This is a genomic window from Roseixanthobacter pseudopolyaromaticivorans (assembly GCF_043195145.2).
GTDB lineage: Bacteria > Pseudomonadota > Alphaproteobacteria > Rhizobiales > Xanthobacteraceae > NCEH01.
This window is the reverse complement of record NZ_CM195539.1, coordinates 4,745,059-4,771,166: the sequence shown is the minus strand read 5'-3', so window position 1 is coordinate 4,771,166 and position 26,108 is coordinate 4,745,059. Positions and strand designations below refer to the sequence as shown.

The window sequence follows — 26,108 nt, the reverse complement described above, 5'->3', positions numbered from 1 at the left end:
AGAGGCAGACATGGCGGTCCAGTACGATCTCGAAGGCCAGAAGCGCGCGTATGCGAAATGGGCGCCCATCTACGACACCGTCTATGAGAAGCTGCTGGCGGACGCGCAGCGCAAGGCCGCCAATGCCGCCGCGAGCTGCGGCCCGGACATTCTGGAGGTCGGCGTCGGCACCGGGCTGACCCTGCCCTATTATCCCCGCACCTGCCGCGTCACCGGCATCGATCTGTCCTCGGACATGCTGCGCAAGGCGGTGCAGAAGACCACGGCGCGCGGCCTGAAGCAGGTTTCGCTGCTGGCCGCCATGGATGCCTGCGCGCTCGGCTTCCCCGACGCCCGCTTCGACGCCGTCACCGTGCCCTTCGTCATCACCCTGGTGCCGGACCCGGAAGGCGCGCTCGACGAGATGCGCCGCGTGCTGAAGCCGGGCGGGGAAATCATCATCGCCTCCAAGCTCGGCGCCGATGCCGGCCCGGCCATGCATGTGGAATCCGCGCTCGCCCCGCTGGTGAAGAAGGTGGGCTGGAGCATCGCCTTCAAGGCCAGCCGCCTCGGCGCCTGGGCCGCCCGGCAGGGCGACATGGAAGTGGTGGAAATCTCGCCGGTTTTCCCGGTCGGCTTCTTCAAGCTGGTGCGCATCAAGAAATCGCGCGCCTGAGGGGGCGGCAGAGCGGTTGAAGAACGCACGCGCTTTCTTGACACCGCAGCGCCCGCTCCCCTATATCCCGTCCTCCGCAAGCTCGCGTGCCCGGCACCGAGCGGCGTGCGATGTGGCAGTGTAGCTCAGTTGGTGAGAGCGCCGGATTCATAACCCGGAGGTCGGCGGTTCAAATCCGCCCGCTGCTACCATTCGCCCCCGGCCGAAAACGCCCCGATCACTGGTCCTGAACAGATACCGCGCCGGCCACGCCGCGCGCGTGCCTTCCCTTTGCCCGCGCGTCCAGCGCGCCGACAAAAAAATGCCCCGGACCAGCCGGGGCATCGCGCGTCGTTCGGATCATCCGGGCGCGTCACCCCTCGCGGGTGCGCACCCATTCGATGATGCCGGAGAAGTCCTTGCCGGCATTCCCCTCTTCCTCGAAGGCGGTGTAGAGCGCGGTCGCAGCCGCGCCGAGGGCGGTCGCAGCCCCGGCCTGGCCGGCAGCTTCCTGGGAGAGGCGCAGATCCTTCAGCATCAGCGCGGCCGCAAAGCCCGGCTGGTAGCCGCGATTGGCCGGGCTGGTGGGCACCGGCCCCGGCACGGGGCAATAGGTGGTGAGCGACCAGCATTGCCCCGAGGAGGTCGAGGCCACATCGTAGAGCGCCTGATGGGAGAGGCCGAGCTTCTCGCCCAGCACGAAGGCTTCGCTCACCGCGATCATGGAAATGCCGAGGATCATGTTGTTGCAGATCTTCGCCGCTTGCCCCGCGCCCGCATCGCCGCAATGGACGATCTTCTTGCCCATGAGCACGAGGATGGGCTCCGCTTTCGCGAACGCCTCCGCCGTGCCGCCGGCCATGAAGGTGAGCGTGCCGGCTTCCGCCCCGCCCACGCCGCCGGAGACCGGCGCATCGAGCGGCTCATGCCCGGCGGCCAGGGCCGCGTCATGGAAGGCGCGCGCCGAGGCGACGTCGATGGTGGAGCTGTCGATGAACAGCGTGCCGGGCTTCGCCGCCGCGAACAGGCCGTTTTCGCCCGTGGTGGCACCCACCACGTGCTTGCCGCTGGGCAGCATGGTGACGACGATGTCGGCGTCCGCCACCGCTTCGGCGGCAGTCGCGGCGATGACGACGCCCTTCGCCTTCGCTGCCTCCAGCGCGGCGGGGGCAAGGTCAAACCCGCGCACGCCATGCCCCGCCTTGACCAGATTGGCCGCCATGGGCCCGCCCATGTTGCCGAGCCCGATGAAACCGATGCTACTCATAGGGTTTCCTCAAATATTTTAGAAATTTTTGCCCCAACTTCCGTTGCCGCTTCATTGCAGCTTTCAAACATCACCAAAGCAGCACTTGAATCAAGAATTCGTTCAGATTCTTCGATAAGGCTTCCTCCCCCTAGATAAAGAAGCTTATCCACGATGCGACCCGCGGTCATACCGGGAATCAAACCATAATCATCCAGAATGCCCTGCATTAAATCTCGAACTGGGAAAAATTGTTTCGCATATTCTTCGTAGAAGACATCAAAATCAAATCCGACACTTATTTTTGAGATCGGAATATTTTTACGTATTGATTTAAGAGATTTGCTCGCTCTAGAATCGAATATAAATCCAAAATAAGGATTTTTATTAAATAAAACCTTTGAGGCGGCGGATTTTGGCCCGCCGATCTTTTCATGCGGGCGCACGATTTGATCATCCAGCGACAAAACCCTTTCGCAGATGAGCCTAACACCTCTGAAAAAATCTGAATCACTTTGTGGAATTTTAGCCGTTTCAAATATCTCAAATACTTTCTTGATATTTTCGTCGTTTTCACCTCTCTTGAAATTTCTACTTAAATTATAATAATATAAAAACACTTGCCAAAAATATTTAGTTTCGTGAATTTTATTTATATTACCTTCAATATAATTTTCGCGATGAACCCAACACACGAGATGCTCAAGAACAGCATACCTCCAGGCGCTGGGGGATTTGAGGATTGAGTTATGCGGACCGGTCATGATCAGTTCGCCCGCGCCACCAGAGCGCGGGAAATGATGACCCGCATGATTTCGTTCGTGCCTTCCAGGATCTGGTGCACCCGCAGGTCGCGCACGATCTTCTCGATCCCGTAGTCGGCGAGATAGCCGTAGCCGCCGTGCAATTGCAGCGCCTGGTTGGCGACCTCGAAGCCGGTGTCGGTCACCACGCGCTTCGCCATGGCGCACAGGCGCGTCGCCTGCGGGTCCGCCCGGTCGTAGGCGGCGGCGGCGCGCCACAGGAAGGTGCGCGCGACCTCAAGGTCCGTCTCCATGTCGGCGAGGCGGAATTGCAGCGCCTGGAATTCGTTGAGCGCCTTGCCGAAGGCGGTGCGCTCGCGCATGTAGCCGAGGGCCTTGTCGAAGGCGCTCTGCGCCCCGCCGAGCGAGCAGGCCGCGATGTTCAGCCGGCCGCCATCGAGCCCGGCCATGGCGAATTTGAAGCCCTCGCCTTCCTTGCCCAGAAGGTTCTTCGCCGGCACACGCAGGCCTTCCATGATGACGGCGCGCGTGGGCTGGATCTTCCAGCCCATCTTCTTTTCATTGGCGCCGAACGAGAGGCCGGGCGTGCCCGCCTCCACCAGGAAGGCGGAGATGCCGGAGGGGCCGGGCCCCCCGGTGCGGGCCATCACCACATAAAGGTCGGAAGCGCCGGCGCCGGAGATGAACTGCTTCACCCCGTCGAGCACGTAATGGTCGCCGTCCTTCACCGCGCGGGTCTTCAGCGCCGCCGCGTCCGAGCCGCTGCCGGGCTCGGTGAGGCAATAGCTCGCCACCCGCTCCATGCTGCACAGGCCCGGCAGCCAGGCGAGGCGCTGGGCATCGTCGCCGAAGCGGTCGATCATGGCGGCGACCATGTTGTGGATCGACAGGAAGGCGGAGGTGGCCGGGCAGCCGGTGGCCAAAGCCTCGAAGATCAAGGTGCCGTCGAGCCGCGAGAGGCCGGAGCCGCCGCTCTCCTCGCGCACATAGATGCCGCCCATGCCGAGGGCGGCGGCGGCGCGCAGCGTCTCCAGGGGGAAATGCTCGGCCTCGTCCCATTTCTGGGCGTGGGGGGCGATTTCCTCGCGCGCGAAATCCTGCGCCATGGCGCGGATGGCCTGCTGGTCTTCCGTCAATTCGAACATGGCACCCTCCCGATCATGTGTCTGGCCGCCGGTTGGCCCGGCGTGCCGAAGGAAGGCGCATGGCGCTGGAACCGTCGCGTCATGCGCCTGAGGCGTGCGCGCGGCCAGGTCCCGCGAAGGGACCCGGCCGTTCGGCTCAGTTCATGGTGGGGATGACGAATTCCGCGCCGTCCTTGACGCCCGAAGGCCAGCGGGAGGTCACGGTCTTGGTCTTGGTGTAGAAGCGCACGCCATCCGGCCCATGCTGGTTGAGATCGCCGAAGCCGGAGCGCTTCCAGCCGCCGAAGGTGTGGTAGGCGATGGGAACCGGGATCGGCACATTGATGCCCACCATGCCCACCTGCACCTTGGAGGCGAAATCGCGGGCGGCATCGCCGTCGCGGGTGAAGATGGCGACGCCGTTGCCATATTCGTGCTCGGTCGGCAGGCGCAGGGCCTCCTTATAGTCCGGCGCGCGGACGACGGAGAGCACCGGGCCGAAGATCTCTTCCTTGTAGATGCGCATGTCGGCGGTGACATTGTCGAACAGGCAGCCGCCCATGTAGAAGCCGTTCTCATAGCCCTGGAGCTTGAAATTGCGGCCGTCCACCAGCAGCTTGGCGCCTTCATTGATGCCGATGTCGACATAGCTCTTCACCCGCTCGAGCGCCTCGCGGGTGACCAGCGGGCCGAAATCGGCGGTGACGTCGGTGGAGGGGCCGATCTTGAGGCTCTCGACGCGGGGCACCAGCTTCTCCAGCAGCTTCTCGGCGGCATATTCGCCCACCGGCACCGCCACCGAGATCGCCATGCAGCGCTCGCCGGCGGAGCCGTAGCCGGCGCCGATCAGGGCGTCCACGGCCTGGTCCATGTCCGCGTCGGGCATGATGATCATGTGGTTCTTGGCGCCGCCGAAGCCCTGGATGCGCTTTCCGGTCGCCGCCCCGCGCGCATAGATATATTGCGCGATGTTGGAGGAGCCGACGAAGCCCACGGCCTGGATGTCCGGGTCGTCGAGGATGGCGTCCACCGCTTCCTTGTCGCCGTTCACCACGTTCAGGATGCCGGCGGGCAGGCCGGCCTCGATCATCAGCTCGGCGAGCTTCATGGGCACGCCGGGATCGCGCTCGGACGGCTTGAGGATGAAGGCATTGCCGCAGGCGATGGCGGGGCCGAACTTCCACATGGGGATCATGGCCGGGAAGTTGAACGGCGTGATGCCGGCCACCACGCCGAGCGGCTGGCGCATGGAATAGACGTCGATGCCGGGGCCGGCGCCGTCGGTGAACTCACCCTTCAGCAGATGGGGAATGCCGCAGGCGAACTCGATCACCTCCAGGCCGCGCTGGATATCGCCCTTGGCGTCGGGAACGGTCTTGCCGTGCTCGCGTGCGAGCAGATCGGCGAGGGCGTCATAATCGCGCTGCACGAGTTCGAGGAACTTCATCATCACGCGGGCGCGGCGCTGGGGATTGGTGGCGGCCCAGCCGACCTGCGCGGCCTTGGCATTCTCCACCGCGGCGCGCATCTCGGCGGCCGAGGCGAGCGCCACGCGGCCCACAACTTCACCCGTCATGGGCTGCCACACGTCGCCATAGCGCCCGGACGTGCCGGCAACGTGCTTGCCGCCGATGAAATGGCCGATATCGCGCATGATGCGCCTCCCTGCTTTAAAGCGTTTCCCAGATTTTGGCGTCGCTTGTTGGCCGGCACAATGGCCTATCATTTTTTGCACATCCAGCGCTATTGTTGCACGGTCACTGTGCGGATTTTCACATGCCATCGGCCTTGTTCGACTGGGCGGACCTGCGCCATTTCCTGGCCATCGCCCGCACCGGAAAGCTCACCACGGCGGCGCGGCTGCTGGGTGTGGAGCATTCCACCGTCAGCCGCCGGCTGACCTCGCTGGAGCGCAGCCTCGGCGCGAAGCTGTTCGACCGCCAGCCCGCCGGCTACGTGCTCACCAGCGCCGGCGAACGGCTGATGACCACCGCCGAGGCCATGGAGACCCTCGCCGCAGGGGCGCAGCAGGACATCGGCGGGGCGGATCTCGGCGTCTCCGGCGCGGTGCGGATCGGCGCGCCGGACGGGTTCGGAACCTTCTTCCTCGCGCCGCGCATCGGCGCGCTGGCGGCGCTCCATCCCGCCCTCGACATCCAATTGCTCGCCATGCCGCGCGTGTTCAGCCTGTCGAAGCGCGAGGCGGACATCGCCATTTCCATCAGTCGGCCCAAGGAAGGGCGCCTGCACGCGAGGAAGCTCACGGACTATCGCCTCGGCCTCTATGCCGCGCGCGATTACCTCGCCCGCCACGGCCCCATCGAGAGCCGGGCGGCGCTGCTGCGCCATCCCTTCATCAGCTATATCGACGACCTTATCTACACGCCCGAGCTGGACTATGTGCCGCTGGTCTCGCGCGACCTGCGGCCGCGCCTGAAAAGCTCGAACCTCGTGGCGCAGTTCATGGCGACGCGCGGCGGGGCGGGGGTGTGCGTGCTGCCCAATTTCATGGGCGATACCGACGACGCGCTGGTGTCCATTCTCCCGCAGGAAGTCTCCCTCACCCGCAGCTTCTGGCTGCTGACCCATGCCGACATGCGCGATCTCGCCCGCGTGAAAGTCGCCTCCGACTTCATCGCCAAGGCGGCGCGGGAGGCGCAGGCGCTGTTTCTGCCGGCCGGAGCGCAGACAAACGCTTAGCCGTTGCGCTAAGTATCGCCTCATGATACTTAGCCGCATGGATCAGTATTCCGATCGCCTGGACGGCATTTTTCAGGCTCTCGCCGACCCCACGCGCCGCGCCGTGTTGGATCGGCTCGGCCAAGGGCCGGCGAGCATCAGCGAATTGGCGGCGCCGTTCGCCATGGCCCTGCCCTCGTTCATGAAGCACATCCATTTCCTGGAGGGCCAGGGCCTGATCCGCACGCACAAGGCCGGGCGGGTGCGCACCTGCGCCATCGAGGGCCAATCCATTGCGCTCGCCGAATCCTGGCTGCGCGGCCAGCGCGCGCTCTGGGAGGGCCGTGCCGACCGGCTGGAACGCTTCGTCACCACCGCCAACCGGGAAACACCAGAATGAGCCCAAGCGTGAATTCCGATCTCGACCTGACCCTCTCGCGCGTCATCAGGGCGCCTCGATCCGTGGTCTGGAACGCCTGGGCCGATCCCGCGCAATTCGCGCAATGGTGGATTCCCGCCCCCACCCTCTGTCAGGTGGCGCAGATGGAGTTTCGCCCCGGCGGCGCCTTCGTGACGCGGATGAGCGAAGAGGGCGGCCCATTTGTACCCCATCTCGACGCCTGCTTCCTGGACGTTGTGGCGCAGGAGCGGATCGTCTTCACCAACGTGCTGCTGGGGGGATGGCGGCCGGCGGAAAAAGGCTTCATCACCGCCATCATCACCTTTCGCGACCATCCCGACGGCACCACCTATGCCGCCCATGTCATGCACAAGAACGGCGCCGACCGCGCCATGCATGAAGAGCTGGGCTTTCACGACGGCTGGGGCACGGTCGCGAACCAGCTCGCCGCATTGGCCGAACGCCAGGTCTGCTAGAGCCGGCGCCCGCTTGGCCCGGTCATTCGGGATAGGTCTCGCCCCCGTCCGGCGCCGGCTTGTGGAAGAGAATGAACAGCAGGGGGTTGCCGGGCTCCGCCATGGCGTCGCTGCGCTGGCCCGTGACCGCGCCGGCCACGCCGCTGGTATATTCCGCCACCACCTGCCCGAAACTGTCGCGCTGGACCGCGACCTTCTGCCCGGCCTCGACCTTGTCGTTCAGCTTCACCAGATGCTCGACCAGCCCGCCCTGGGTGGCGAGGATGGGGAATGCACTGTTGCCGATGAAGACGTTGACGTCCTTCCCCGTGCGCCCCATCGGCCCGGGCAGGATGCCGTAATGCTTGAGGACGTTCATCGTGCCTTCCACGAACAGCGCGGCCATCTGAACGTCCAGCACCCGCGCGGCGCCGATCTCCGGCGTGAAGGCGGGGATGCCCGCGTCGATGAAGGCATTGTGCAGCACGCCGGGATAGACGTGATTGTCGAAGATCTGGCCCACGGGATAAAGCTCCGCCATCGCCTTGATCGCGGGCACATCCAGGCCGGCGATATTGAAGGCGGTCACATCGAAGCCCGTGGTCCCGGTGTGAAAATCGATGGCCGCATCGGCGTTCGGCCGCAGCAGGCGGTTGAACAGCAGCCCGGCATGCCGGCTGGGGGCGGTGAGGCCGTTCTCATTGCCCGGCCATTCCCGGTTCATGTCGATCAGATCGGCGCCCCGGCCCGCGTTGGGCCATCGGCGCTGCATGCCTTCCAGGGCCGGGCGGGAGACGTCGGTCACCGCCATCACCGTGCCCGACATCTGCCGCGGATCGAGCTGGTTCATCACGCTCTGCACCGTGTGCACGGAACTCATCTCATCGCCGTGCACGCCGCTGACCAGCACCACGCGCTTGCCCGGCTTTGCCCCCTTGGCGACGGTGACGGACACGTACCAATAGTGTCCCGTGGGCATCTGCACGCCCTGGAAATATAAAAAGTGCTTCTGCCCCGGCGCCAGGTCGGCGACGTTCAGGGCGCTGACCACCTGTTTCCCCTGGATCATGTCGCCGGTATAGACCGTGCCGGAGGACGCACCGGCGGGCGACGCGGCCCGGGGCTGGGTCTGTGCGCTGGCGGCGCCGGCATCAGCGACCAGCGCGGCCGAGGCGCCGATCGTTGCAAGGGACGCGATCATGAAGTCGCGGCGATCGAGGTGTTCGTCCGGCTGGTTTGGCATGGGGAGGCCCTGCGCTAAAAATCGGCGTTCGGGCGCCACCATACACGCCGATCGCGGATCTCTCCTCGTGCCCTCGCGGCACCGCGAGCCGCGCTGGGTCCGCGACACGGCAGACCGTCAACGCCCGCGCGGCGCGGCGCCGGGTCCGGCGTCCCGACACCGGAACCCGCGTCCCCACCTTGACGCGGAAGCCGGCTCCCCTTATACGAGCGCCTTCCCGATACATGCGGGTGTGAGACGAGGGGTCGGGTTCGGCCCTGGGCTTCCGCGTCCGTGACCAACGAATTTGAAGGACTTCTGCCATGTCCCGGCGGTGCGACCTGACCGGCAAGGGGGTTCTGACTGGCCACCTCGTGAGCCACTCGAACCACAAGACCAAGCGCCGGTTCTTGCCGAATCTCTGCAACGTGACGCTCGAGAGCGAAGTGCTCGGCCGTTCGGTGCGCTTCCGCGTCAGCGCCAACGCGCTGAAGAGCGTCGATCATCGCGGCGGCCTCGACGGCTTCCTCAAGAAGGCGCGCGACGAGGAACTCTCCCAGCGCGCCCTCGAGCTGAAGCGTCTCGTGGTCAAGGCCCTCGCCGAGGCGAAGCCGGCCGCCTGATCGCGTCTCGCGATCGATGGTCTGGGCGGTCCGCCATGGCGCGCCTGTTTCCGCTGCAATCCGAACCGCGGGCGTTTGCGCTCGCGGTTTTTTTCATGTGCGCCGCGGTGCTGACCGCCAACATCCTGGTGCAGTTCCCGTTCGAGCCGTTCGGCCTTGCGGATTATCTCACCTATGGCGCCTTCACCTATCCCGTCACCTTCCTGGTGAACGACCTCACCAACCGCCGCCTCGGCCCCGCCCGCACCCGGCGGGTGATCTATGTGGGGTTCGCGCTGGCGGTGGTGCTCTCCGCCCTCCTGGCGACGCCGCGCATCGCGCTCGCCTCGGGCACCGCCTTCCTGGCCGCCCAATTGCTGGACGCCACCGTGTTCGACCGCCTGCGCCGGCGCGCCTGGTGGATGCCGCCCTTCGTCTCCGGCCTGATCTCCAGCGCCATCGACACCCTCGTCTTCTTCACCCTCGCCTTCGCCGGCACCGAGTTGCCCTGGCAGACCTGGGCGGTGTTCGACTATGGCGTGAAGCTGGCGATGATCCTGCTGTTCCTCGGCCCGTATCGCGCCCTCATCGCCCGCATGCCGGCGTGGCCGGGTCCGCCGAGTGCCCGCGCCCGCGCCTGACCACGCCCGGCGAATTTCGCCAAGGCGAATCTTCACCGAAATTCCGGTTCGGTGGCGCGGAGAAGCCTGGAGGAGCGCGGAAAAGGGCCAGAAAACCCCTGTTCGTCTGCGCCAAGTCCTTGTTTCACGTGAAACATTTTTCTCCGGACCACCCCGTTTGCAGGGAAGATCCGGCAAAACCTAATCCTGGTCCCGCAGCAGGCGGCGGATCACCTTGCCCGAGCTGGTGAGCGGCATTTCCTCCAGGAACACGATCTCGCGGGGATATTCGTAGCCCGCCAGATTGTTGCGCACGAGCGCCTGCACCTCGGCCTTCAACGCCTCGCTCGGCACCACGCCATCCTTCAGCACAAGGAAGGCTTTCACCACCTCGGTGCGCACCGGGTCCGGCTTGCCGACCACGGCGGCGATGGCGATATCGGGATGGCGCAGGATGCAATCCTCGATCTCCGCCGGGCCGATGCGATAGCCGGCGGAGGTGATGACATCATCGTCCCGGCCGAGGAAATGGATATAGCCGTCGCCATCCTGCCGGGCGAGGTCGCCGGTCAGCATCCAATCGCCGGAAAATTTCTCCGCCGTCGCCTCGGGGCGGTTCCAATATTCCAGGAACATCACGGGGTTGGGCGCGCGGATGGCGATCTGCCCCATCTCTTCGACGGCGCAGGGCACACCATCCGGTCGCAGCACGGCGACGTCATGGCCCGGCAGGGCCTTGCCCGTGGCGCCGGCCCGCGCGACCCCCATGGCAGCATTGGAGCCGATGACGTAATTGCATTCGGTCTGGCCGTAGAATTCGTTGATGGGCACACCTAGGGCCTCGCGGCCCCATTGAAACGTCTCCGCCCCCAGCGCCTCCCCCGCCGACCCCACAGTGCGCAGATCGAAGCCGAAGCGTTCCTTGGGGCGCGCCACCGCCCGCATCATCTTCAGCGCCGTCGGCGGAATGAAGACGTTGCGCACCTGCGCCTGCGCCATCAGGTGGAACGCCCGCTCGGGATCGAACTTGCCCGGCGGCTGCACCACCACCGGCACGCCCAGCGCCAGCGAAGGGAACAGCGTGTTCAGGAGCCCCCCGGCCCAGGCCCAGTCCGAGGGGGTCCACATGCGGTCCCCGGCCTTGGGCAGATCGTCATGGGTGAACTGCATGCCCGAAACATGGGGCAGCAACACGCGATGCCCGTGCAGCGCGCCCTTGGGCTGGCCGGTGGTGCCGGAGGTGTAGATCATCAGCGCCGGATCGTCCGGCCCGCTGTCGATGGCAAGCGGGGCGGCGCTTTCGCCGGCGCAGATCTCGGCGAAGCCGGCGACGCCCGCCGCCGCCCCTTCGGTGCAGACAACCAGGGAGAGGCCCTCGGGCCGCACCGGCAGCTTGGCGAGCCCCGCCGCATCGGTCACCAGCGCCGTGGCGCCGGAATCCGCCAGCCGATAGGAAATGGCATCGATGCCGAACACCGCCGCCAGCGGCACGGCGATGGCGCCGAGCTTGTAGATGGCGAGATGGGTGGCAAGCACCTCCAGCCCTTGCGAGAGCAGGATCGCCACCCGATCCCCGCGTCCGATTCCCCGCCGGGCCAGCGCGCGCGCCAGCCGGTTCGAGGCGGCGGCCACCGCGCCATAGCTCAGGGGTGTGAAGCCACCTTTAGAAGGCAGGAACAGCGCCGGGCGGTCCGGCTCGCGTTCGGCCCAGCTGTCGCAGGCATGAACCGCGATGTTGTAGCGCGCAGGAATGCGCCATTGGAACGCGGCGCGACGGCGTTCATACTCACCGGATGCGGGCAACTTCACCTTCCTGCTTAAAGCTTAGGCAGGAACGCAAGCTAAAGCTCTGTTGCGTCCGCGTCCATCCTCATTGTGCGATGCACCCGCAAGAGGACAAGCGCCCCGGCGTCACCGGACTTTTTCCGGCTGCGCCAGCACGAGGGCCCAATAGACCTTGTATTTGGAGCGCGGATTGAACGCGGTGGCGATGCCCATGCGGGTCACGCCCGGGGTGAGCATGTTCTTGTTGTGGGGCGGGCTGTCGCGCCAGCCGGAGAAGGCCTCGGCGAGGGTGTGATAGCCGGCGCCCACATTCTCCACCGCGATCGCGGGGTCATAGCCCGACGCCTTCATGCGCATGACGAAAGTGCGCCCGCCGACCTCGTGCGAGAGCGTGTCCGCCTTGGCCATGGCGTCGGCCTGGTCCTGCGCGACGCGGCTCAAGGCGGGGTCGATGACGACGGCGGAAAGGCCCTTTCCGGTCCGGTAGGCGCTGATGATGGAGGCGGCGGCCGCCGGGTCCACGGGCTGCCCGCTCTTGGAGAGATCGTCATAGAAGGCGGGCTTGGTCGGCTCCACTTCCGTCGTGCCGCAGGCGGCGAGCAGGAAAGACAGGAGCACGATGAGGGGAGCGGCGCGCATGCGGCCTCCAGGACAGGAAAGGTTTCGGCCCGCTATGTGAGGGCGGCAAGGTTTAGGAAGCGTTAGCATCCCTCCCTCAGGCGCCCTCCGGCTGTTGCGCCGCGCCGAGGATGCCGGGACGGTCGGGCTTCCCATCCCCGGTGGCGGCTGGCGCGGGAGGCGAGGACGGGGCGGCGGCATCGGGAGCGGAAGACGGCGGCGCCAGTTCGGCCGGCCGCTCGGGCTCGACGCGCGGTGGCGGGGGAACCATGTCAGCCGGTGCGCGCGCCAACGCGGCCCAGGGCTGGCAGGCCAAGCCGACGCCCGCCTTGCGGAAGCGCGAAAGGATGGCGAAATGCAGATCGCTCTTCACCGTCAGCCCGTAATCCACATTCGCCACCACGCAGCGCAACTCGAAGCCGAGCCCGGAATCGGAGAATTTGGTGAGAAACACGCGCGGCGGCGGCGATTGCAGCACCTGGGGATGGTCGCAGGCGCAGGCCACCAGGATGTCGCGCACCTCTTCCAGGTCGCCGTCATAGGTGACGTTCACCGCCACGATCACCCGGCCCGTGGTGTTGGAATGGGTGAAGTTCTTCACCATGCCGGAGATCAGGTCGGAATTGGGGACGATGACGGTCGCCCGCTCAAAGGTCTCGATCTCGGTGGAGCGCACGCTGATGCGGCGCACGTAGCCTTCCTCGCCCTTCACATTGATGGTGTCGCCCACGCGGATCGGCCGTTCCGCCAGTAGGATCAGGCCGGACACGAAGTTCGACACGATCGACTGCAGGCCGAAACCGATACCGACGGAGAGCGCGCCGGCCACAAGAGCGATGTTCTCCAGGTTGAGCCCGATCTCCCCCATGGCGACCATCAGGGCGACGATGGTGCCGATATAGCCGACGATGGTGGCGATGGAGGATTGCAGACTGGGCTCAAGCCCTGTGCGGGGCAGGAATTTGGTCGCGATCCAGCGCTGGATGGAGCGGGCGATGAAGATGCCCGCCATCAGCAGGACGACGGCATAGACCACGTTGCCGAGCGTGATGGTGGTGGTGCCGATGCGCACGCCAAACGAGGTGCGCTCGATGGTGTCCATCACGTCGGCGGTGAAGGTGCCCCAGCTGCCGATGACCACCAGCAGGCCGATGGCGAGCAGCATCAGCTTGAGCAGCGCCGCGATCAGCGTGCCCAGCAGGTCCAGCCGCTCCTGCCGCAAACCGAGGGTGCGCGAAAGCTGGCGGGCATGGATGGCTTCCGGCGTCAGGCTGCCGAAGAAGGCTTCGATCAGCGCGTTCAGCACGTAGAGGGCGGCGATCACGGTGGTGGCGACCACGATCCGAGCAGAGACGAAAGCGGCGAAGCCGACATATCCCGCCACCAGCGCGCCGGCGAGGCCGGCCAGCACCAGCCACATGAGGAAGCGCACCCAGGGCACGCTGCTGGTCTGCGTCTCTCCGCCGGCCTCGTCATCGCCCTCGCGGGCGAGCACCACCAGCATGCGCGAGGTGAACAGACCGATCAGCAGCGCCATCACCGCGCTGGTCGCCACCGTGAGCGCCACCGGGGCGAACAGGGCGCGATGGATGGAATTGAGGAAGGCCGCGATGGAGAGCGTCCACACCATCCAGGTGAAGTAGCGATAGCCAAGGCTGGCGGCCGAGTTCGACAGGGGCGGCAGGCGCCGCCAGGACTGGTCCGGCGCCAGCACCGCGCGCGACACCGCAAGGCCGATCGACTGGATGAAGACGGCCACCAGAAGCCCGTGGATCACATCGGCCGCGCGCGGCGGCGTAATGTCGAACCCGGCAAGGAAGGAGAAGGCCGCGATCACCGCCACAGGCGTCGTCAGGGCGTTGAATACCGCCATCTTCACCGCTTCGCGGGCGGAGCGGAGCCGCGAATAGCTGGTGCCTTCCGCCGGCGGGGGACAGGCGAACCTGCGCCGCAGGAAACGCCCGCCCGCGAACACCAGACCGAAGATCAGCAGGGCGCCGGCGGTGATCGCCACCAGCACCGGGCCGCCCTGGCGCTGCAGGGCGAAGGCCAGCCAGTCGTTCGCCAGGAAGCGGAGCGAGCGGCCCTCGCTGCCGAGCCCGCTTGCCGCCCCGGTCCACAGGCTTGGGTCGAGGATGCTCATGGAGCGGTCGAACAACTGCCCGGTGAACAGGCTGCGGCGGCGGCTCGACAGGCGGTCCGACAATTGGTCCGCCCGCACGAGCAGCGCGCGGTTCTGCTTGATCACCGCATCCAGCTCCGCGATCAGGCTCTGCATGCTCTCGCGGTCGGCGGTGACCGAGGGATCTTCCGGCGGCGCGCCGGCGGCGGGCGGCTCCCCCAGCTCCTGCGCGCGGGTCTTGGCATTGGCGAGGCGCGGCACCAGGGCGTCGGTGCGCTGGGCCAATTCGCGGCGCACCGGGTCGAGGCGGTTGCGCAGTTCGTCGAGATCATCGGCGCGCAGCCCCTCCACCGAGAGCGCGCCCTCGATGCTGTCGAGGGAGGAGCGCGTCGCGTCCACCTTTTCGCGCGCGGCCTGCACGGCCGGATCGCTCGCGGCGGCGGCAAGCCCAGGCAAAGCCAGGCTCCCGAACAGAACCGCGATCAGAAGTCCAGCCAAAGCGGCGGCGCGCGCGATGGGTCGCGACATGAGAAACCTCCAGGGGGCGCCCGTACAGAAGGCGCCCTTATAGGAAAGCGAAGGCGGCAGACTGATGGCCGCCCGAAAATGGCCGCGATGCGGGCAAAGCCGGCGGCACGCCGCGCGACTGTTTCCATTCGCGGGCGAAGCGCACTAAGAACAGGAAAACCTCGACGCGGACCTACCTCCATGACCAGCCCCCTTCCCGTCAAGAGCGAAGCTCCGATCGCGGTGCGCGATCCCCTCGCGTTGGCTCAGGCGCTGCTGCGGGCGCCCTCGGTGACACCGGATGCCGAAGGGGCGGTTGCCCTGGTGGCGCAGATCCTGGAGGGCGCGGGCTATGAGGTGACGCTCCTCCCATTCGACAGCGCCGGCCCGCGGATTGCCAACCTCTATGCGCGGATCGGCACCGGGCATCCCAATTTGTGCTTCGCCGGCCATGTGGACGTGGTGCCGCCCGGCAACGAAGCCGCCTGGAGCCACCCTCCGTTCGGCGCCGAGGTGGTGGATGGCCAGCTTTATGGCCGGGGCGCCGTCGACATGAAGGGCGCGGTCGCGGCGGCGCTGGCGGCGGCGCTGCGCCATGGCGCGCCGAACAAGGGCGCCATTTCCTTCCTCATCACCGGCGATGAGGAAGGCCCCGCGCTCGACGGCACGGTGAAGGTGGTGGAATGGCTCAAGGCCCGCGGCGAGCGGGTAGACCATTGCATCCTCGGCGAGCCGACCAATCCCTCCGCGCTCGGCGATGCGGTGAAGATCGGCCGGCGCGGCAGCCTTTCCGGCGTCATCCGCGTGCATGGCAAGCAGGGGCATGTGGCCTATCCCCATCTCGCCGACAATCCGGTGCCCCGCCTGCTCCGGCTGCTGACGGCCTTGACCGCGCAGCCGCTCGACTTAGGGTCGGCCCATTTCCCGCCCTCGAACCTGGAAGTGGTCTCGGTGGATGTCGGCAATCCCGCGTTCAACGTCATTCCCGCGGAGGCCGAGGCCAAGTTCAACGTGCGCTTCAACGACCAGTTCACGCTCGACAGCCTGAAGGCCGAGATCACCCGCCGCCTCGCCTCGGCGCACCACACCGGCTCCTATGAGGTGAGCTTCCGCACCGGGGCGAGCACAAGCTTCCTTACGGCGCCCGGCCCGTTCGTCGATCTCGTCAGCGGCGCCATCGCCGAGGTGACGGGCCATATGCCGGAGCATTCCACCTCCGGCGGCACGTCGGATGCCCGCTTCATCAAGGATCTGTGTCCCGTGGTGGAGTTCGGCCTGGTGGGCCGCACCATGCACGCGGTCGACGAGTGCACCCCGGTCAGCGACCTGGAAGACCTCACCCGCATCTATGAGCTGATGATCGCCCGCTATTTCGCCGCCTTCGCGGCCTGACCCGTTCGGAACCGACCCATGAGCACCCCCGGCGCGGAAATCCTGACCCATCTCGACGTGAACGGCCGCGCCATCGCAGTGCGCCGCCTGCCCGGGCAGGTGCCCGGCGTGATGTGGCTCGGTGGCTTCAAGTCCGACATGATGGGCTCCAAGGCGCAGACCCTCGCCCATTGGGCGGCCCAGCGCGGGCAGGCCTATGTGCGCTTTGATTATTCTGGCCACGGGGAATCCGCCGGCCGGTTCGAGGACGGCACCATCTCCGCCTGGGCGGAGGAGGCGCTCGCTGTTTTCGATCGCGAGACCGTCGGCCCGCAGATCCTCGTCGGCTCGTCCATGGGCGGCTGGATGGCGCTGCTACTTGCTCGCGCCCTTGCCGCGCGGGGCGAGAGCCGGCTGAAGGCCCTGGTGCTCATCGCCCCCGCGCCCGATTTCACCGAGGACCTCATGTGGGCGCGCTTTCCGCCCGAGGCGCAGCGCGCGATCCTGGAGACCGGCCGCTATGAACGGCCCTCCGATTATAGCGCCGAGCCCTATGTGATCACCCGCGCCCTGATCGAGGATGGGCGGCAGCATCGTGTTCTTGGCGCGCCGTTCGCGGTGGGCTGCCCGGTGCGCATTCTCCAGGGCGCGCAAGATGAAGACGTGCCCTGGCAGCACGCCATGCGCCTTGTGTCCTGCCTGGCGGAGGACGACGTGGTCTTCTCCTTGGTGAAGGATGGCGACCATCGCCTCTCCCGGCCCGAGGATCTGGAGCGGCTGACGGCGGTGCTGGAAGAATTCGTCTGAGCGCGCGCCGCTTGACCGGGCACGCGAGGCACCGCACATCTGACGCTTGGCCCCGCAAGGTCGCGCGGCGAAGGAACGGGCGTTGAGCGAAGTCGTCTTCTACCATCTGGAGCGGCGCCCCCTGGAGGACGCCCTGCCCGCCTTGCTCGAAAAGAGCCTGGAGCGGGGATGGCGTTGTGTCGTCCAATGCTCCTCGCCCGAGCGGCGCGACGCGCTCGATGCCCATCTGTGGACCTATAACGAAAGCTCGTTCCTGCCCCACGGCACGGACGCGCAGCCCCAGGTGGAACGCCAGCCGATTCTCATCACCACCACGGAGGAAAACCCCAACGGGGCGCAGGTGCGCTTCCTGGTGGACGGCGCGATCCTCGCCGATGCCGCGCCCTATCTGCGGGTGATCCATATGTTCAACGGCCGCGACGAGGAAGCCGTCGCTGCCGCCCGCGACCGCTGGCGCGAGGCCAAAGCTGCCGGCCACGCCCTCACCTATTGGCAGCAGGACGAAAACGGCCGCTGGGTGCGCAAGGCATAACCCCTGGCCTGCGGCTATTTTCCCCGGTCGGACCGCAGCCCCTTCAGCAGCGATCCCACCACCGGCACGAGCAGCGCAGGCAAGGCCGAATCGAAGGGGTGGCGCACCGCGTTGGCGATCGCCTTCACCTCGCCCTCCGCCTCGCGCAGGTCCGCCGCCAGGGCCTCGATGGCCGATTTGTGGATCTCGTTGGCGAATTCCAGGTCGCGCCCCGGTTTGATGGCGCTTGCAATGACCGCTGCAATGCCGGCGACGAGGATGTTGCCTCCGCCCACCGCAACGGCCGCCCAGATCGGGCCCCACAGCTCCGACAAGGCGAGATAGGCAGCGACGCCCAGCATCAGCACGCCCCCAGACGCGATTAAAGCCGCGAAGGCGTAGATGCCGGACCGGGCGAGCAGCGTGCGCAGATGAATGTCGGCGATGATGGAATCGGCGCGCCAGAGAACCCGCAAGTTCCGCGCGGCAGTATCGAGCTTCATGACGAACGTCCCCATGCGCGTCCCACCAGGACGCCGAGAAGGAAGGCGGAGGCGACGGAGACCGCCGGATGCGCGGAAACGGTGGCATCGGCCTGTGCCTTCGCATCCGTCACCGCTTCCTGGAGATCGCGCACCAGAGCCTGCAGTTCGGTGAGGCTCGGCTCGGGCGCCTCGGAAGCGCTGTCGTCCGGCGGAAGAGCCTGGTCGCGGAGCGCCTCATCGAGCGGAGCATCGGGTGCCGGTGCGGCAGCGGGCTTCGCGCGGGACCTTGCCTTGTGAGGCGCGGCGGGCGCGGGATCGGCGGTCGCTTGCGCCGCCAGTTCGGCCTTGAGGGCGTCGAGTTCGGGACGGCGGGTTGCCATGGCGGGCCTTTCGAAGAAGCGGCCGGGAAACGGTCTCGCCCCAGCTTAGGCGCAGAGCCCGCACCCGGCAAAGTCCTTTGAAACCATGCGCCCGCGCCGCCGGCGCGCCTTGACGCGCATCAAACGCCGAGTCTGGCGTTCCAGCAAAGAAAAAGGCGCGACCAGAGGTTCGCGCCCAAAGGTGTCAGGGAGGACCTTTACCAGAACTGCCCGGAACGTTCGGCATGGCGAACGCTGAAGCAGGCAATGCCGAACGATGCCAATTTCACATTGTATCGTCAACATTTTAATTAAATAACATTATTTTTCGTTTAATTAGAGGCAAATCCTGCGCCGCAAGCGTGCTAAAACAGCAAAAAATTGGAGGCGCCAGTGTCCGCAACATCCCGTCATATCGACTATTTCTTTTCCGTCGTCAGTCCCTGGACCTTCCTCGGCCACGCGCCCTTCATGGCGGTTGCGGCCCGGCACAAGGCGCAGGTGCGGTTCATTCCGGTGGATCTGGGATCGGTATTCGCGGAATCCGGTGGCCTGCCGCTTTCGAGGCGGGCGCCGCAGCGCCAGCGCTACCGCCTGCTGGAACTCCAGCGCTGGCGGGTAAAGCTGGGGGTGGATTTCCATATCCATCCGGCGCATTGGCCGTTCAACGGGGCCTTGGCCGACAAGGTGCTGATCGCCGCTCTCGCCCGTGGCCTGGATATCGAACCGGTTCTGCCGCTTATCTTTTCCGGCATCTGGCAGAACCAGCAGAACCTCGCCGACCCGCAGGTGATCGCCGCGTTGTGCGACACCGTCGGACTGCCGGGCGCCGACCTGATCGCCGCCGCCGGAACCGCCGAGACCGATGCCGCCTATCACGCCAACCGGGAGCAGGCCCTGGCCGCCGACGTCTTCGGCGCCCCGGCCTATGTGCTTGATGGAGAAGTATTTTGGGGCCAGGATCGGATCGAGCTGCTGGACGATGCACTCGCCAGCGGCCGGGCGCCGTTCCGCCCGGTGTAGCAGCGCGCGTGCCGCGGTTCGGCCCACTTCCCCTGCGACAGTCGCAATCCATGCCTGACGGGAGACGGACGATGCAAAGGGCCTCCATGGGCCGACCAACCCTCGCGGGCCTTGGGTTTGCGGCCCTTCTTCTGATGCCGGCGCACGCCGCCGAGCCGGCCGCGCCCGGCGCTCCGGCGCCGGCGGGGCCGCGCTACACCTTCTCGCCGGTCGAGGGCGGGGCCCTGAAGCTCGATACCCAGAGCGGGCAGGTTTCCTTCTGCGGCAAGGGTTCGGCAGGCTATTCCTGCGAGGCGGTGCCGGATTCGCGCGATGCCTATGAGGCGGAGATCGCCCGCCTCCAGGCGCGGATCGCCACATTGGAAGGGCGGCCCGCGACCGCCCCCAATCCGGGATCATCCTACCTTCCGAGCCAGTCGGATTTCGACGCCGCCCTCGATTATGCCGAGCGGGCCTTCCGCCGCCTGCGCGATCTGGTGAACGGCACCCCAAGCGGCGACCGCACCTGACGAACATTGGTTTCATGGCCGATCACCGCGCCATGAAACCACTCTTCGGGGCGATTTCATCCGGATTTCATGCTCGGCGTAAAAAACAGTGCCCGCCTGATCGCGAAGGCTGAACCATGAGCGAACCTCACATCCGTTTCGCCCCGGCCACCCACGCCCCGACCGGTCGCCCGCGGGCGCGCGGGCTCGGCCTGAAGCTGCCGGGGACGCCGGGCGTGCTCAATGCAATCACGGATGTCGCCGGCGTCAGCGTGGGGATGACCACCCTCACCGCGCCCCAGGAGGGCATCCTCACCGGTGTCACCGCCATCCTGCCCCGGCCGCCCGACGCCCTGCTCGAACCCATCTGGGCCGGCGCCTTCTCCATGAACGGCAATGGCGAGATGACCGGGGTGCACTGGATCCACGAGGCCGGCTGGTTCACCGGGCCGATCACGCTCACCAACACGCTCTCGCTGGGCATCGCGCACCACGGAACGGCGCGCTGGATGTGCCGGCGCTTCGGCCCGGTGATCGGGGAAGACCTCTGGGTGCTGCCCGTGGTGGCCGAGACCTATGACGGGTATCTCAACGACATCTCCGGCTTCCACGTCACGGAAGAGCATGTGCGCGCGGCCATCGACGGCGCGCACGGCGGGGCTGTGGCGGAAGGCTCGGTCGGCGGCGGCGCGGGGATGATCTGTTATGAATACAAGGGCGGCACCGGCACCGCCTCGCGGATCGCCCGGACCCCCACGGGCGCGTTCACGGTGGGCGCGCTCGTGCAGGCCAACCACGGGATCCGGCCCTGGCTCACCGTATGCGGCCAGCGCGTGGGCGAGACGCTGACCGACAACCTGCTGTGGACCCGTGAGCGCGGCTCCATCATCGTCATCCTGGCCACCGATGCGCCCTTGCTGCCGACCCAGATGCAGCGGCTCGCGAAGCGGGCGGCCATCGGCATCGGCCGTGGCGGCACGCCCTCGGGCAATAATTCCGGCGATATCTTCCTCGCCTTCACCACCGCCAATTCGCCCGGTCCGCTGCCGGAGCCGCCGCGCCTGAAGCTGGAGGCGCTCTCCAGCGACGATCTCGACCCGATCTTCCTGGCGGCCGTGGAGAGCGTGGAGGAAGCGGTGCTGAATGCCATGCTCGCGGCCGATCCCGTGACCGGCAAGCGCGGGCGCGCCGTGGCGGCGCTCGACGGCGCGCGGCTGTTGGAATTGGTGCGCTAGGCCGATCGGCCCGCCCTCGGGCGCGCGCGTTTCCCGGCGCCATCCTCCTGAAACGACAAGGCCCTCCTTTTGGGAGGGCCTTGAACAAGATGCCGACTGCGGTGAAGGCGCGGCGGCAGGGAGCGCCGCAGCCGCGCCCATCCCGCAATCGCGCGCTGAACGCGCGATTGTGAAACGGCGTCCTCAGGCCATGGAGCCGTCCGCGAAGGTCTGGCGACCTTCGTAGATGCCGTAGGTGAGATAGTGCACCAGCGGGTTCACCTTGGCCTCCGCCACGTCCTGATAGGCGGCAAGGTAGGACGAACTGTCGAAATCGACGGAGGGGTCGCGGCCCTCGGCCGCGCCGTACAGGAGGTAGTGGGCCAGCGGATCGACGCCCGCCTTCGCCACGTCCGCATTCGCCGCCAGATAGGCCGAGGTATCGAACACCGCGTTGGGGTCACGGCCTTCCTTGATGCCGAATTGCAGATAATGCTGATAGGGGTCCATGCCGGACTGGCCGACATCCACATTGTTCAGCACGTAATATTCCCGGTCGAACCCGTTCACCAAGGTCTTGCCGATGGCTTCGTAGGTCTGGCGGCCTTCCGCCTGGCCGAACTGCAGGTAGTGCGCGAGCGCACCCATGCCGGATTTGGCCACATCGGAATTGTGCGCCAGATAAAGGGCGGCGTCGAAATTGGCCGAGGGGTCGCGGCCTTCGGCGGCACCGTTGTTCAGATAATGGGTCAGCGGGTTGAAGCCCGCCTTCGCCACATCGGGATTGGCGGCGAGATAGGCCTTGCCGTCGAAGAAAGCGTTGGGGCTGCGCCCCTCGGCCGCCCCGAAGCGGGCATAATGGGCTTCGGCATCCAGGCCGGACGCCAGGACGTCCGGGTTGCTGAGCAGGTAATAGAGATCGTCGACGAACGGGTTGTCGTCGGCGCCGTTGATCACGCGGTCGCTGAATTCCAGCTTCTCGATGCCGGACAGCAGGTCGTGCGTGCCGCCCGGGCCGGAGACCACGATGCCCTGGGCGGTGAAGGCGAACTTCGCCTGGGCGAAGCTGTGGGCGAACACCGCCGTGTCGATGCCCTGGCCGCCCTTGACCACATCCTCGCCGGCGGTGAGCACGAAACGCTCGTCGCCATTGCCGCCGGTCTGCGTCGGCGACTGGATCACCGTGTCGGCGCGGAAGTTGAGGTTCTGGATGCGGGTGTCCAGCGCCATCGGCGTATCCGCCTCGTCAAAGGCGGTTTCCTTGGTGGCGTGGTGGGCGGAGATATAGTCGTTGAACGCCTTCTGCTCGCCGAGCGCGTTGGCCGGCACGTTGGGCGCAACGGTGAAGTCCACCGCTTCGTCCAGCGCCGGGCCGACGGTGCCGTCGGTCAGGAGATAGCGGAAGTTCTCGCCGTTCGCCTTGGTGGGATATCCGTCGCCGCCGTTGGCAGTGAAGTTCAGCGTCACGACGCTGATCTTGGCGGGGGCGAGCGGGTTCACGATGCCGTCGTTCACCAGGACGGCGAGCACGGTGTCGTTCTCGTCGATCAGCGCCACGTCGGTGATGCGGTGGCCGGCCGGCAGGTCCGGATCATAGGCGAAGCGCACGCCGCCGATCTGCGGGAAGCGGCCCTGATTGCCGCCGGCCGCAACGCCGTGTTCCAGGATCGCCAGCAGGCCGGCGGCCGTGGTGTCGAACACCATCAGCTTGTTGTCGAAGCGCAGCGAATTCTCCACGTCGAGCTGGGAGATGCCGCCCTCCTGCTTGCCCGCGTCGGGATTGGCGGCAGGGCCGATCTTTTCGCCGGTCGCCGGGTCCACGGCGCCGATCTGCGCGCGGATGCCGCCGCCGTTCTTCAGCGACACCACGAAGGCGCCGTCCCCGAGCGCCTTCTGGGCGAAGGCGCCGTTGGCGTCGGCGGAGAGGTTGCCGAAATTGGTCTCCTCGCCGCGCACGAAGGTGCGCTCGCCTTCCAGATAGACGTCGGTGTAGCCGAACACCGTGCCGTCCTTGGAATCGATGATGCCCGACACCGCGTCGGTGATGTCGCGCACCTTGTCGCCCTTGGAGCCTTCGGCGAACGCCTTGGCGATGTCGGCGCCGTAGGCCGCTTCAAGCGTCTGCTGATTGGCGGCATAGGCGCCGTTGATGTCCACATTGGCGGCAACCGAGGGAAGGACGATGTCGCCATTGGCGTCGAAGTCCACCACGAGGCGACCGAGATAGCTGTATTCGTTGTCGGTATTAACGATCAGCGTGGTCTTGCCGTCGGTGCCGGCGGTGACGATGGGATAGGTGTCGGCGAAGTCCGCGCCGTGGCCGGGGAAGGTGCCGGGCACGTCCGTGCTGTCGCCGAGGCGGGTGTGCGAGCCGGCGGCCATGATGATGTCGACGCCGTGCAGCTTGGTGGCGAGGGCGCGCTCGTTGTTCAGGTCCTGCAGGTGGGTCTGCAGGATGATCTTGTTGAGGCCGGAGGCCAGCATCTGGTCGATGATCGGCTGGAGCTGGGCCGCCAGCAGGTCCATGTCGTCCACTTCGACATTGTTGTCGCCGGGTTCGCCGGCCTTCGGGAAGCCGTTCACCTCGGTGCCGGAGGGCGAGGAGATGCGCTCCAGGATCTGGGTGGTGGCGCCGAGGATGCCGATCTTCTCGCCGCCCTCGGTGACCGTCACCCACGGGGCGATCTTGCCCTTGATGCTGGCCGCGTCCTGTCCACCGGTGGTGGTGAGGGGCTTCACGGCGCTGTCGCCGGAGAAGTCGAGATTGGCCGAGACGGTGGCGTACTGGGCACCCACCCAGGCGCCCGAGCCGCGAATCGCATCGGCATAGACCGCCGAGCCGAGGTCCCATTCATGGTTGCCGATGGCCGAGACCTCGACGCCGAGCGCGTTGAGGATGGCGACGTCGGGGCGGCCCGGCGCGGTGGCGCCGATGAGCGCGTTCAGCGCCGGATCGGTGCCGGCATTGATGAACGGGCCGGGGATGAAGCTGTCGCCGCCGCTGAGGATCAGCGTATTGGCATATTGATCGTCGAAGCGGTCGACAAGGGCCGCGAGGATCGGGGCGGTGTCCTCGGCCAGCAGGCCGGCTTCCGCGTCCGACAGATGCAGGAGCTGCAGCGTGTAGGTCTTGGCCTCCGCCAGATAGGCGGTGACCGAGCCGCTGATCTCGTTCGCGGTCAGCACCAGGCCCTTGCCCGTGGGGCTGTCCACCGGGGCGATGTATTTCACGATCTCCGGGCCGTAATCCTGCGAGGTGGCCGGGGTGTAGCTCACGAACTGGATATGCTCGGGGTCGGTGACGTCATAGGTCATGATGCCGCCGAGGCGCTCCAGGCCGACGAAGGCGAAGAAGCGGCCGCCGATATTGGCCACGTCCACCGCTTCCGGCTCCGCCGCCTTGTTGTCCGAGCGGGTATCGAAGCTGCCGCCGTTCTCGCCGTTGAACACCGTGGTCGCGTTCGGCAGGGCCGCCGCGATCGCCTCAAACTCGCCGCCGGTCTCGTCCACCTTGACGATGGTGCCGTCCGCATTGACGCGGAACACCGACATGCCGCGCCCGCCGAAGGCATAGATGGCTTCGAGCCCGGCGGCCGAGGGGTCGAGGTCGCCGTCGATGTTGGAGATGGTCAGGCGGCCGGCGCCGTCGTCATTCTTCAGGATCGCCTCGTTGGAGCCGAAGATCGCGTTGTTGAGATCCACGTCCTTGAGGCGCGCTTCGTCCGAGCCGTCGACGCGGGAATCGCCCTCGTTGGCGGTGACGAAATAGGTGACGCCGCCCACCGTGAAGGTGGCGATCGCGTCGGGCATCAGCATGCCGCGGATCGGGTCGTTGCCGATGGAGATGGCGCCGCTGTTGCCGGGGCCGTCACGGTCGGAGAAGTCGCCCGCATTGCCGGGGAGGGAGAAGTCCACATAGCCGAGCGGCAGGATGGACTTGAGCACCGGTGTCTTGCCGGACACGTCGAACACGCCCACCGCGTTGACTTCCTGGAGCGTGACGTAGGCGGTCTTCCCATCGTCGGAGAGATCGATGTATTCGGGCTCGATATTGAGCGAGGCAAGCGTGCCCGGCGTGATGCGGATGCCGAGGGCGCGCAGCGCGTCTTCCTGGCCGTCGAAGCCGCCGAAGCCGGTGGTGGAGGCGGTCGCGCCAGCGGCGCCGGCCGACATGTCGATGATCGAGATGGAACCGGCGGGGTCGCCGACACCGGCGACCGGCTCGCCCTCATTCGCCACCAGGATCTTGGAGCCGTCGGGCGAGAAAGTCAGCATGTCGGGCAGCACGCCCACTTCCACGGTCTTCACGAGGGCGCCCGTGACGGTGTTGTAGAGCGCCACAAGGCCGTTCGCCATGCCGTCGGCGTTCTGCACCGCGACCGCGAGCGTCGTGCCGTACACCGCGACAGAATTCATGCCGCCATAGCCGGCGAGCGCACCCACGTTGATCTCGCCGATCTTGGTCATGGCGGCCGAGCTGGAGATGGAGACGATCTCCACCTTGTCCGTGACGTTGTTCATCACGAACATGTTCTTGGTCAGCTTGTCATAGGCGAACACCTCGCCGGACTCGGTGCCGGACCCGGTCTGATAGGCCCCGAGGCGCGTCAGCGTCAGCGCGTCGCTGCCGGTGGGGGTGGTGGGCGAGCCCGCGAGCGAGTTCGCCATATCCTGAATCTGGATGCCGCTTACCGTTCCAGCCATGGTAGCCCCTAATAGTTAGCCAGCTTGAAATGCTTCAGGTGGCAAAGTGACGTAAGTGCCGAATAACCCGGCGCTCCGTATATCAGGCGGCATTTGATCGATTTGTGACGTTTATATGATTTAGATTTATCTATATTTGCTGTGAAATAGACTAAGCCGGCTCAAAATTAGCTTTATCCGCCCACATTCTGCGACGTATTCCGCAGAGATTCGCATGCAGTGACTTGATCTGGCTTTGCGAATGAATATTCATACCATCACTTCACCTTGCGCATTTTCTCTGCCTCTGCGGCATCCCCAACGTCCGGTGCGGCGGCATAAAAAATTGGCGAACGGTGCGCGGCGCGCGCCTCTTGAATGCCGCGCCG

At 66.4% G+C, this 26,108-nt stretch carries 23 protein-coding genes and 1 tRNA gene; 13 read left to right on the top strand and 11 right to left on the bottom strand.

The genetic code is table 11. The features are described from left to right. The first annotated feature begins 10 nt into the window (after positions 1-10). Entirely contained in the window at positions 11-655 is a 645-nt protein-coding gene (locus V5F68_RS22230; RefSeq protein ID WP_394015231.1) for a class I SAM-dependent methyltransferase, read from the top strand. 114 nt (positions 656-769) lie between these two features. After that, a tRNA-Met gene (locus V5F68_RS22225) sits at positions 770-846 on the top strand. A 161-nt stretch (positions 847-1,007) separates the two neighbouring features. Here the strand turns inward: V5F68_RS22225 and mmsB are convergent. From mmsB to V5F68_RS22205, 4 genes are all read right to left on the bottom strand, one after another. Then, complete coding sequence (mmsB, locus tag V5F68_RS22220; protein WP_394015232.1) at positions 1,008-1,901, bottom strand: 3-hydroxyisobutyrate dehydrogenase; 894 nt, start codon at positions 1,899-1,901, stop codon at positions 1,008-1,010. Next, complete coding sequence (locus tag V5F68_RS22215; RefSeq protein ID WP_394015233.1) at positions 1,898-2,644, bottom strand: hypothetical protein; 747 nt, start codon at positions 2,642-2,644, stop codon at positions 1,898-1,900. Before V5F68_RS22215 ends, mmsB begins: the two co-directional genes overlap by 4 nt. Positions 2,645-2,646: 2 nt before the next feature. Then, complete coding sequence (locus tag V5F68_RS22210; protein ID WP_394015234.1) at positions 2,647-3,789, bottom strand: acyl-CoA dehydrogenase family protein; 1,143 nt, start codon at positions 3,787-3,789, stop codon at positions 2,647-2,649. Positions 3,790-3,925: 136 nt separating this feature from the next. After that, entirely contained in the window at positions 3,926-5,422 is a 1,497-nt protein-coding gene (locus V5F68_RS22205) for a CoA-acylating methylmalonate-semialdehyde dehydrogenase (protein WP_394015235.1), read from the bottom strand. 122 nt (positions 5,423-5,544) lie between these two features. On the opposite strand from V5F68_RS22205, the gene V5F68_RS22200 reads away from it, so the two are divergent. From V5F68_RS22200 to V5F68_RS22190, 3 genes are read left to right on the top strand one after another with little or no spacing between them, the layout of a single operon-like run. Beyond that, a complete protein-coding gene (locus tag V5F68_RS22200) occupies positions 5,545-6,468 on the top strand; it encodes a LysR family transcriptional regulator (RefSeq protein ID WP_394015236.1) in 924 nt (307 codons plus the stop codon). Between the two features lie 37 nt (positions 6,469-6,505). Next, positions 6,506-6,847: an ArsR/SmtB family transcription factor gene (locus V5F68_RS22195; protein ID WP_394015237.1), complete on the top strand. Its 342-nt coding sequence runs from the start codon at positions 6,506-6,508 to the stop codon at positions 6,845-6,847. Then, positions 6,844-7,323: an SRPBCC family protein gene (locus tag V5F68_RS22190; RefSeq protein ID WP_394015238.1), complete on the top strand. Its 480-nt coding sequence runs from the start codon at positions 6,844-6,846 to the stop codon at positions 7,321-7,323. Before V5F68_RS22195 ends, V5F68_RS22190 begins: the two co-directional genes overlap by 4 nt. A 22-nt stretch (positions 7,324-7,345) precedes the next feature. Here V5F68_RS22190 and V5F68_RS22185 read toward each other — a convergent pair whose 3' ends face one another. After that, positions 7,346-8,545: a M14 family metallopeptidase gene (locus V5F68_RS22185; protein ID WP_394015239.1), complete on the bottom strand. Its 1,200-nt coding sequence runs from the start codon at positions 8,543-8,545 to the stop codon at positions 7,346-7,348. A 302-nt stretch (positions 8,546-8,847) separates the two neighbouring features. Here V5F68_RS22185 and rpmB point away from each other — a divergent pair, with 302 nt between their 5' ends. Together rpmB and V5F68_RS22175 are read left to right on the top strand one after the other, a co-directional pair. Further along, on the top strand, positions 8,848-9,147 hold the full coding sequence (gene rpmB / locus V5F68_RS22180; RefSeq protein ID WP_394015240.1) for a 50S ribosomal protein L28: 300 nt from the start codon (positions 8,848-8,850) through the stop codon (positions 9,145-9,147). A gap of 35 nt (positions 9,148-9,182) precedes the next feature. Then, positions 9,183-9,767 (top strand): queuosine precursor transporter, encoded by a 585-nt coding sequence (locus V5F68_RS22175; protein ID WP_394015241.1) that lies wholly within the window; start codon positions 9,183-9,185, stop codon positions 9,765-9,767. A 180-nt stretch (positions 9,768-9,947) separates the two neighbouring features. Here V5F68_RS22175 and V5F68_RS22170 read toward each other — a convergent pair whose 3' ends face one another. From V5F68_RS22170 to V5F68_RS22160, 3 genes are all read right to left on the bottom strand, one after another. Continuing rightward, a complete protein-coding gene (locus tag V5F68_RS22170; protein ID WP_394015242.1) occupies positions 9,948-11,555 on the bottom strand; it encodes an AMP-binding protein in 1,608 nt (535 codons plus the stop codon). A gap of 102 nt (positions 11,556-11,657) precedes the next feature. After that, entirely contained in the window at positions 11,658-12,170 is a 513-nt protein-coding gene (locus tag V5F68_RS22165; RefSeq protein WP_394015243.1) for a CAP domain-containing protein, read from the bottom strand. 76 nt (positions 12,171-12,246) lie between these two features. Next, positions 12,247-14,799, bottom strand: coding sequence for a DUF3772 domain-containing protein (locus V5F68_RS22160; RefSeq protein WP_394015244.1), 2,553 nt, complete (start codon positions 14,797-14,799; stop codon positions 12,247-12,249). Positions 14,800-14,979: 180 nt separating this feature from the next. Between V5F68_RS22160 and dapE the strand changes: the two genes are divergently transcribed. From dapE to V5F68_RS22145, 3 genes are all read left to right on the top strand, one after another. Continuing rightward, complete coding sequence (gene dapE / locus V5F68_RS22155; RefSeq protein ID WP_394015245.1) at positions 14,980-16,170, top strand: succinyl-diaminopimelate desuccinylase; 1,191 nt, start codon at positions 14,980-14,982, stop codon at positions 16,168-16,170. Between the two features lie 18 nt (positions 16,171-16,188). Further along, positions 16,189-16,956: an alpha/beta hydrolase gene (locus V5F68_RS22150; protein ID WP_394015246.1), complete on the top strand. Its 768-nt coding sequence runs from the start codon at positions 16,189-16,191 to the stop codon at positions 16,954-16,956. Positions 16,957-17,038: 82 nt separating this feature from the next. Further along, positions 17,039-17,488, top strand: coding sequence for a DNA polymerase III subunit chi (locus V5F68_RS22145; RefSeq protein ID WP_394015247.1), 450 nt, complete (start codon positions 17,039-17,041; stop codon positions 17,486-17,488). Positions 17,489-17,502: 14 nt separating this feature from the next. Here the strand turns inward: V5F68_RS22145 and V5F68_RS22140 are convergent, their stop codons facing one another. Both V5F68_RS22140 and V5F68_RS22135 read right to left on the bottom strand, forming a co-directional pair. After that, complete coding sequence (locus V5F68_RS22140) at positions 17,503-17,970, bottom strand: phage holin family protein (RefSeq protein WP_394015248.1); 468 nt, start codon at positions 17,968-17,970, stop codon at positions 17,503-17,505. Continuing rightward, positions 17,967-18,332 (bottom strand): hypothetical protein, encoded by a 366-nt coding sequence (locus tag V5F68_RS22135; RefSeq protein ID WP_394015249.1) that lies wholly within the window; start codon positions 18,330-18,332, stop codon positions 17,967-17,969. The genes V5F68_RS22140 and V5F68_RS22135 overlap by 4 nt, the downstream gene beginning before the upstream one ends. A 372-nt stretch (positions 18,333-18,704) precedes the next feature. Between V5F68_RS22135 and V5F68_RS22130 the strand changes: the two genes are divergently transcribed. The 3 genes from V5F68_RS22130 (at position 18,705) to V5F68_RS22120 (ending at position 21,057) form a co-directional block, all read left to right on the top strand. Then, positions 18,705-19,334 carry a 2-hydroxychromene-2-carboxylate isomerase gene (locus tag V5F68_RS22130; protein WP_394015250.1) on the top strand — a complete coding sequence of 210 codons (630 nt, stop codon included), beginning with the start codon at positions 18,705-18,707 and terminating at the stop codon, positions 19,332-19,334. 86 nt (positions 19,335-19,420) lie between these two features. Further along, the gene (locus V5F68_RS22125) at positions 19,421-19,843 is read left to right on the top strand and encodes a hypothetical protein (protein ID WP_394104120.1); all 423 of its coding nucleotides are present in this window, start codon (positions 19,421-19,423) and stop codon (positions 19,841-19,843) included. Positions 19,844-19,959: 116 nt separating this feature from the next. After that, a complete protein-coding gene (locus tag V5F68_RS22120) occupies positions 19,960-21,057 on the top strand; it encodes a DmpA family aminopeptidase (protein ID WP_394015252.1) in 1,098 nt (365 codons plus the stop codon). A 183-nt stretch (positions 21,058-21,240) separates the two neighbouring features. Here the strand turns inward: V5F68_RS22120 and V5F68_RS22115 are convergent, their stop codons facing one another. Next, entirely contained in the window at positions 21,241-25,740 is a 4,500-nt protein-coding gene (locus V5F68_RS22115) for a choice-of-anchor I family protein (RefSeq protein WP_394015253.1), read from the bottom strand. Positions 25,741-26,108: the final 368 nt, after the last annotated feature.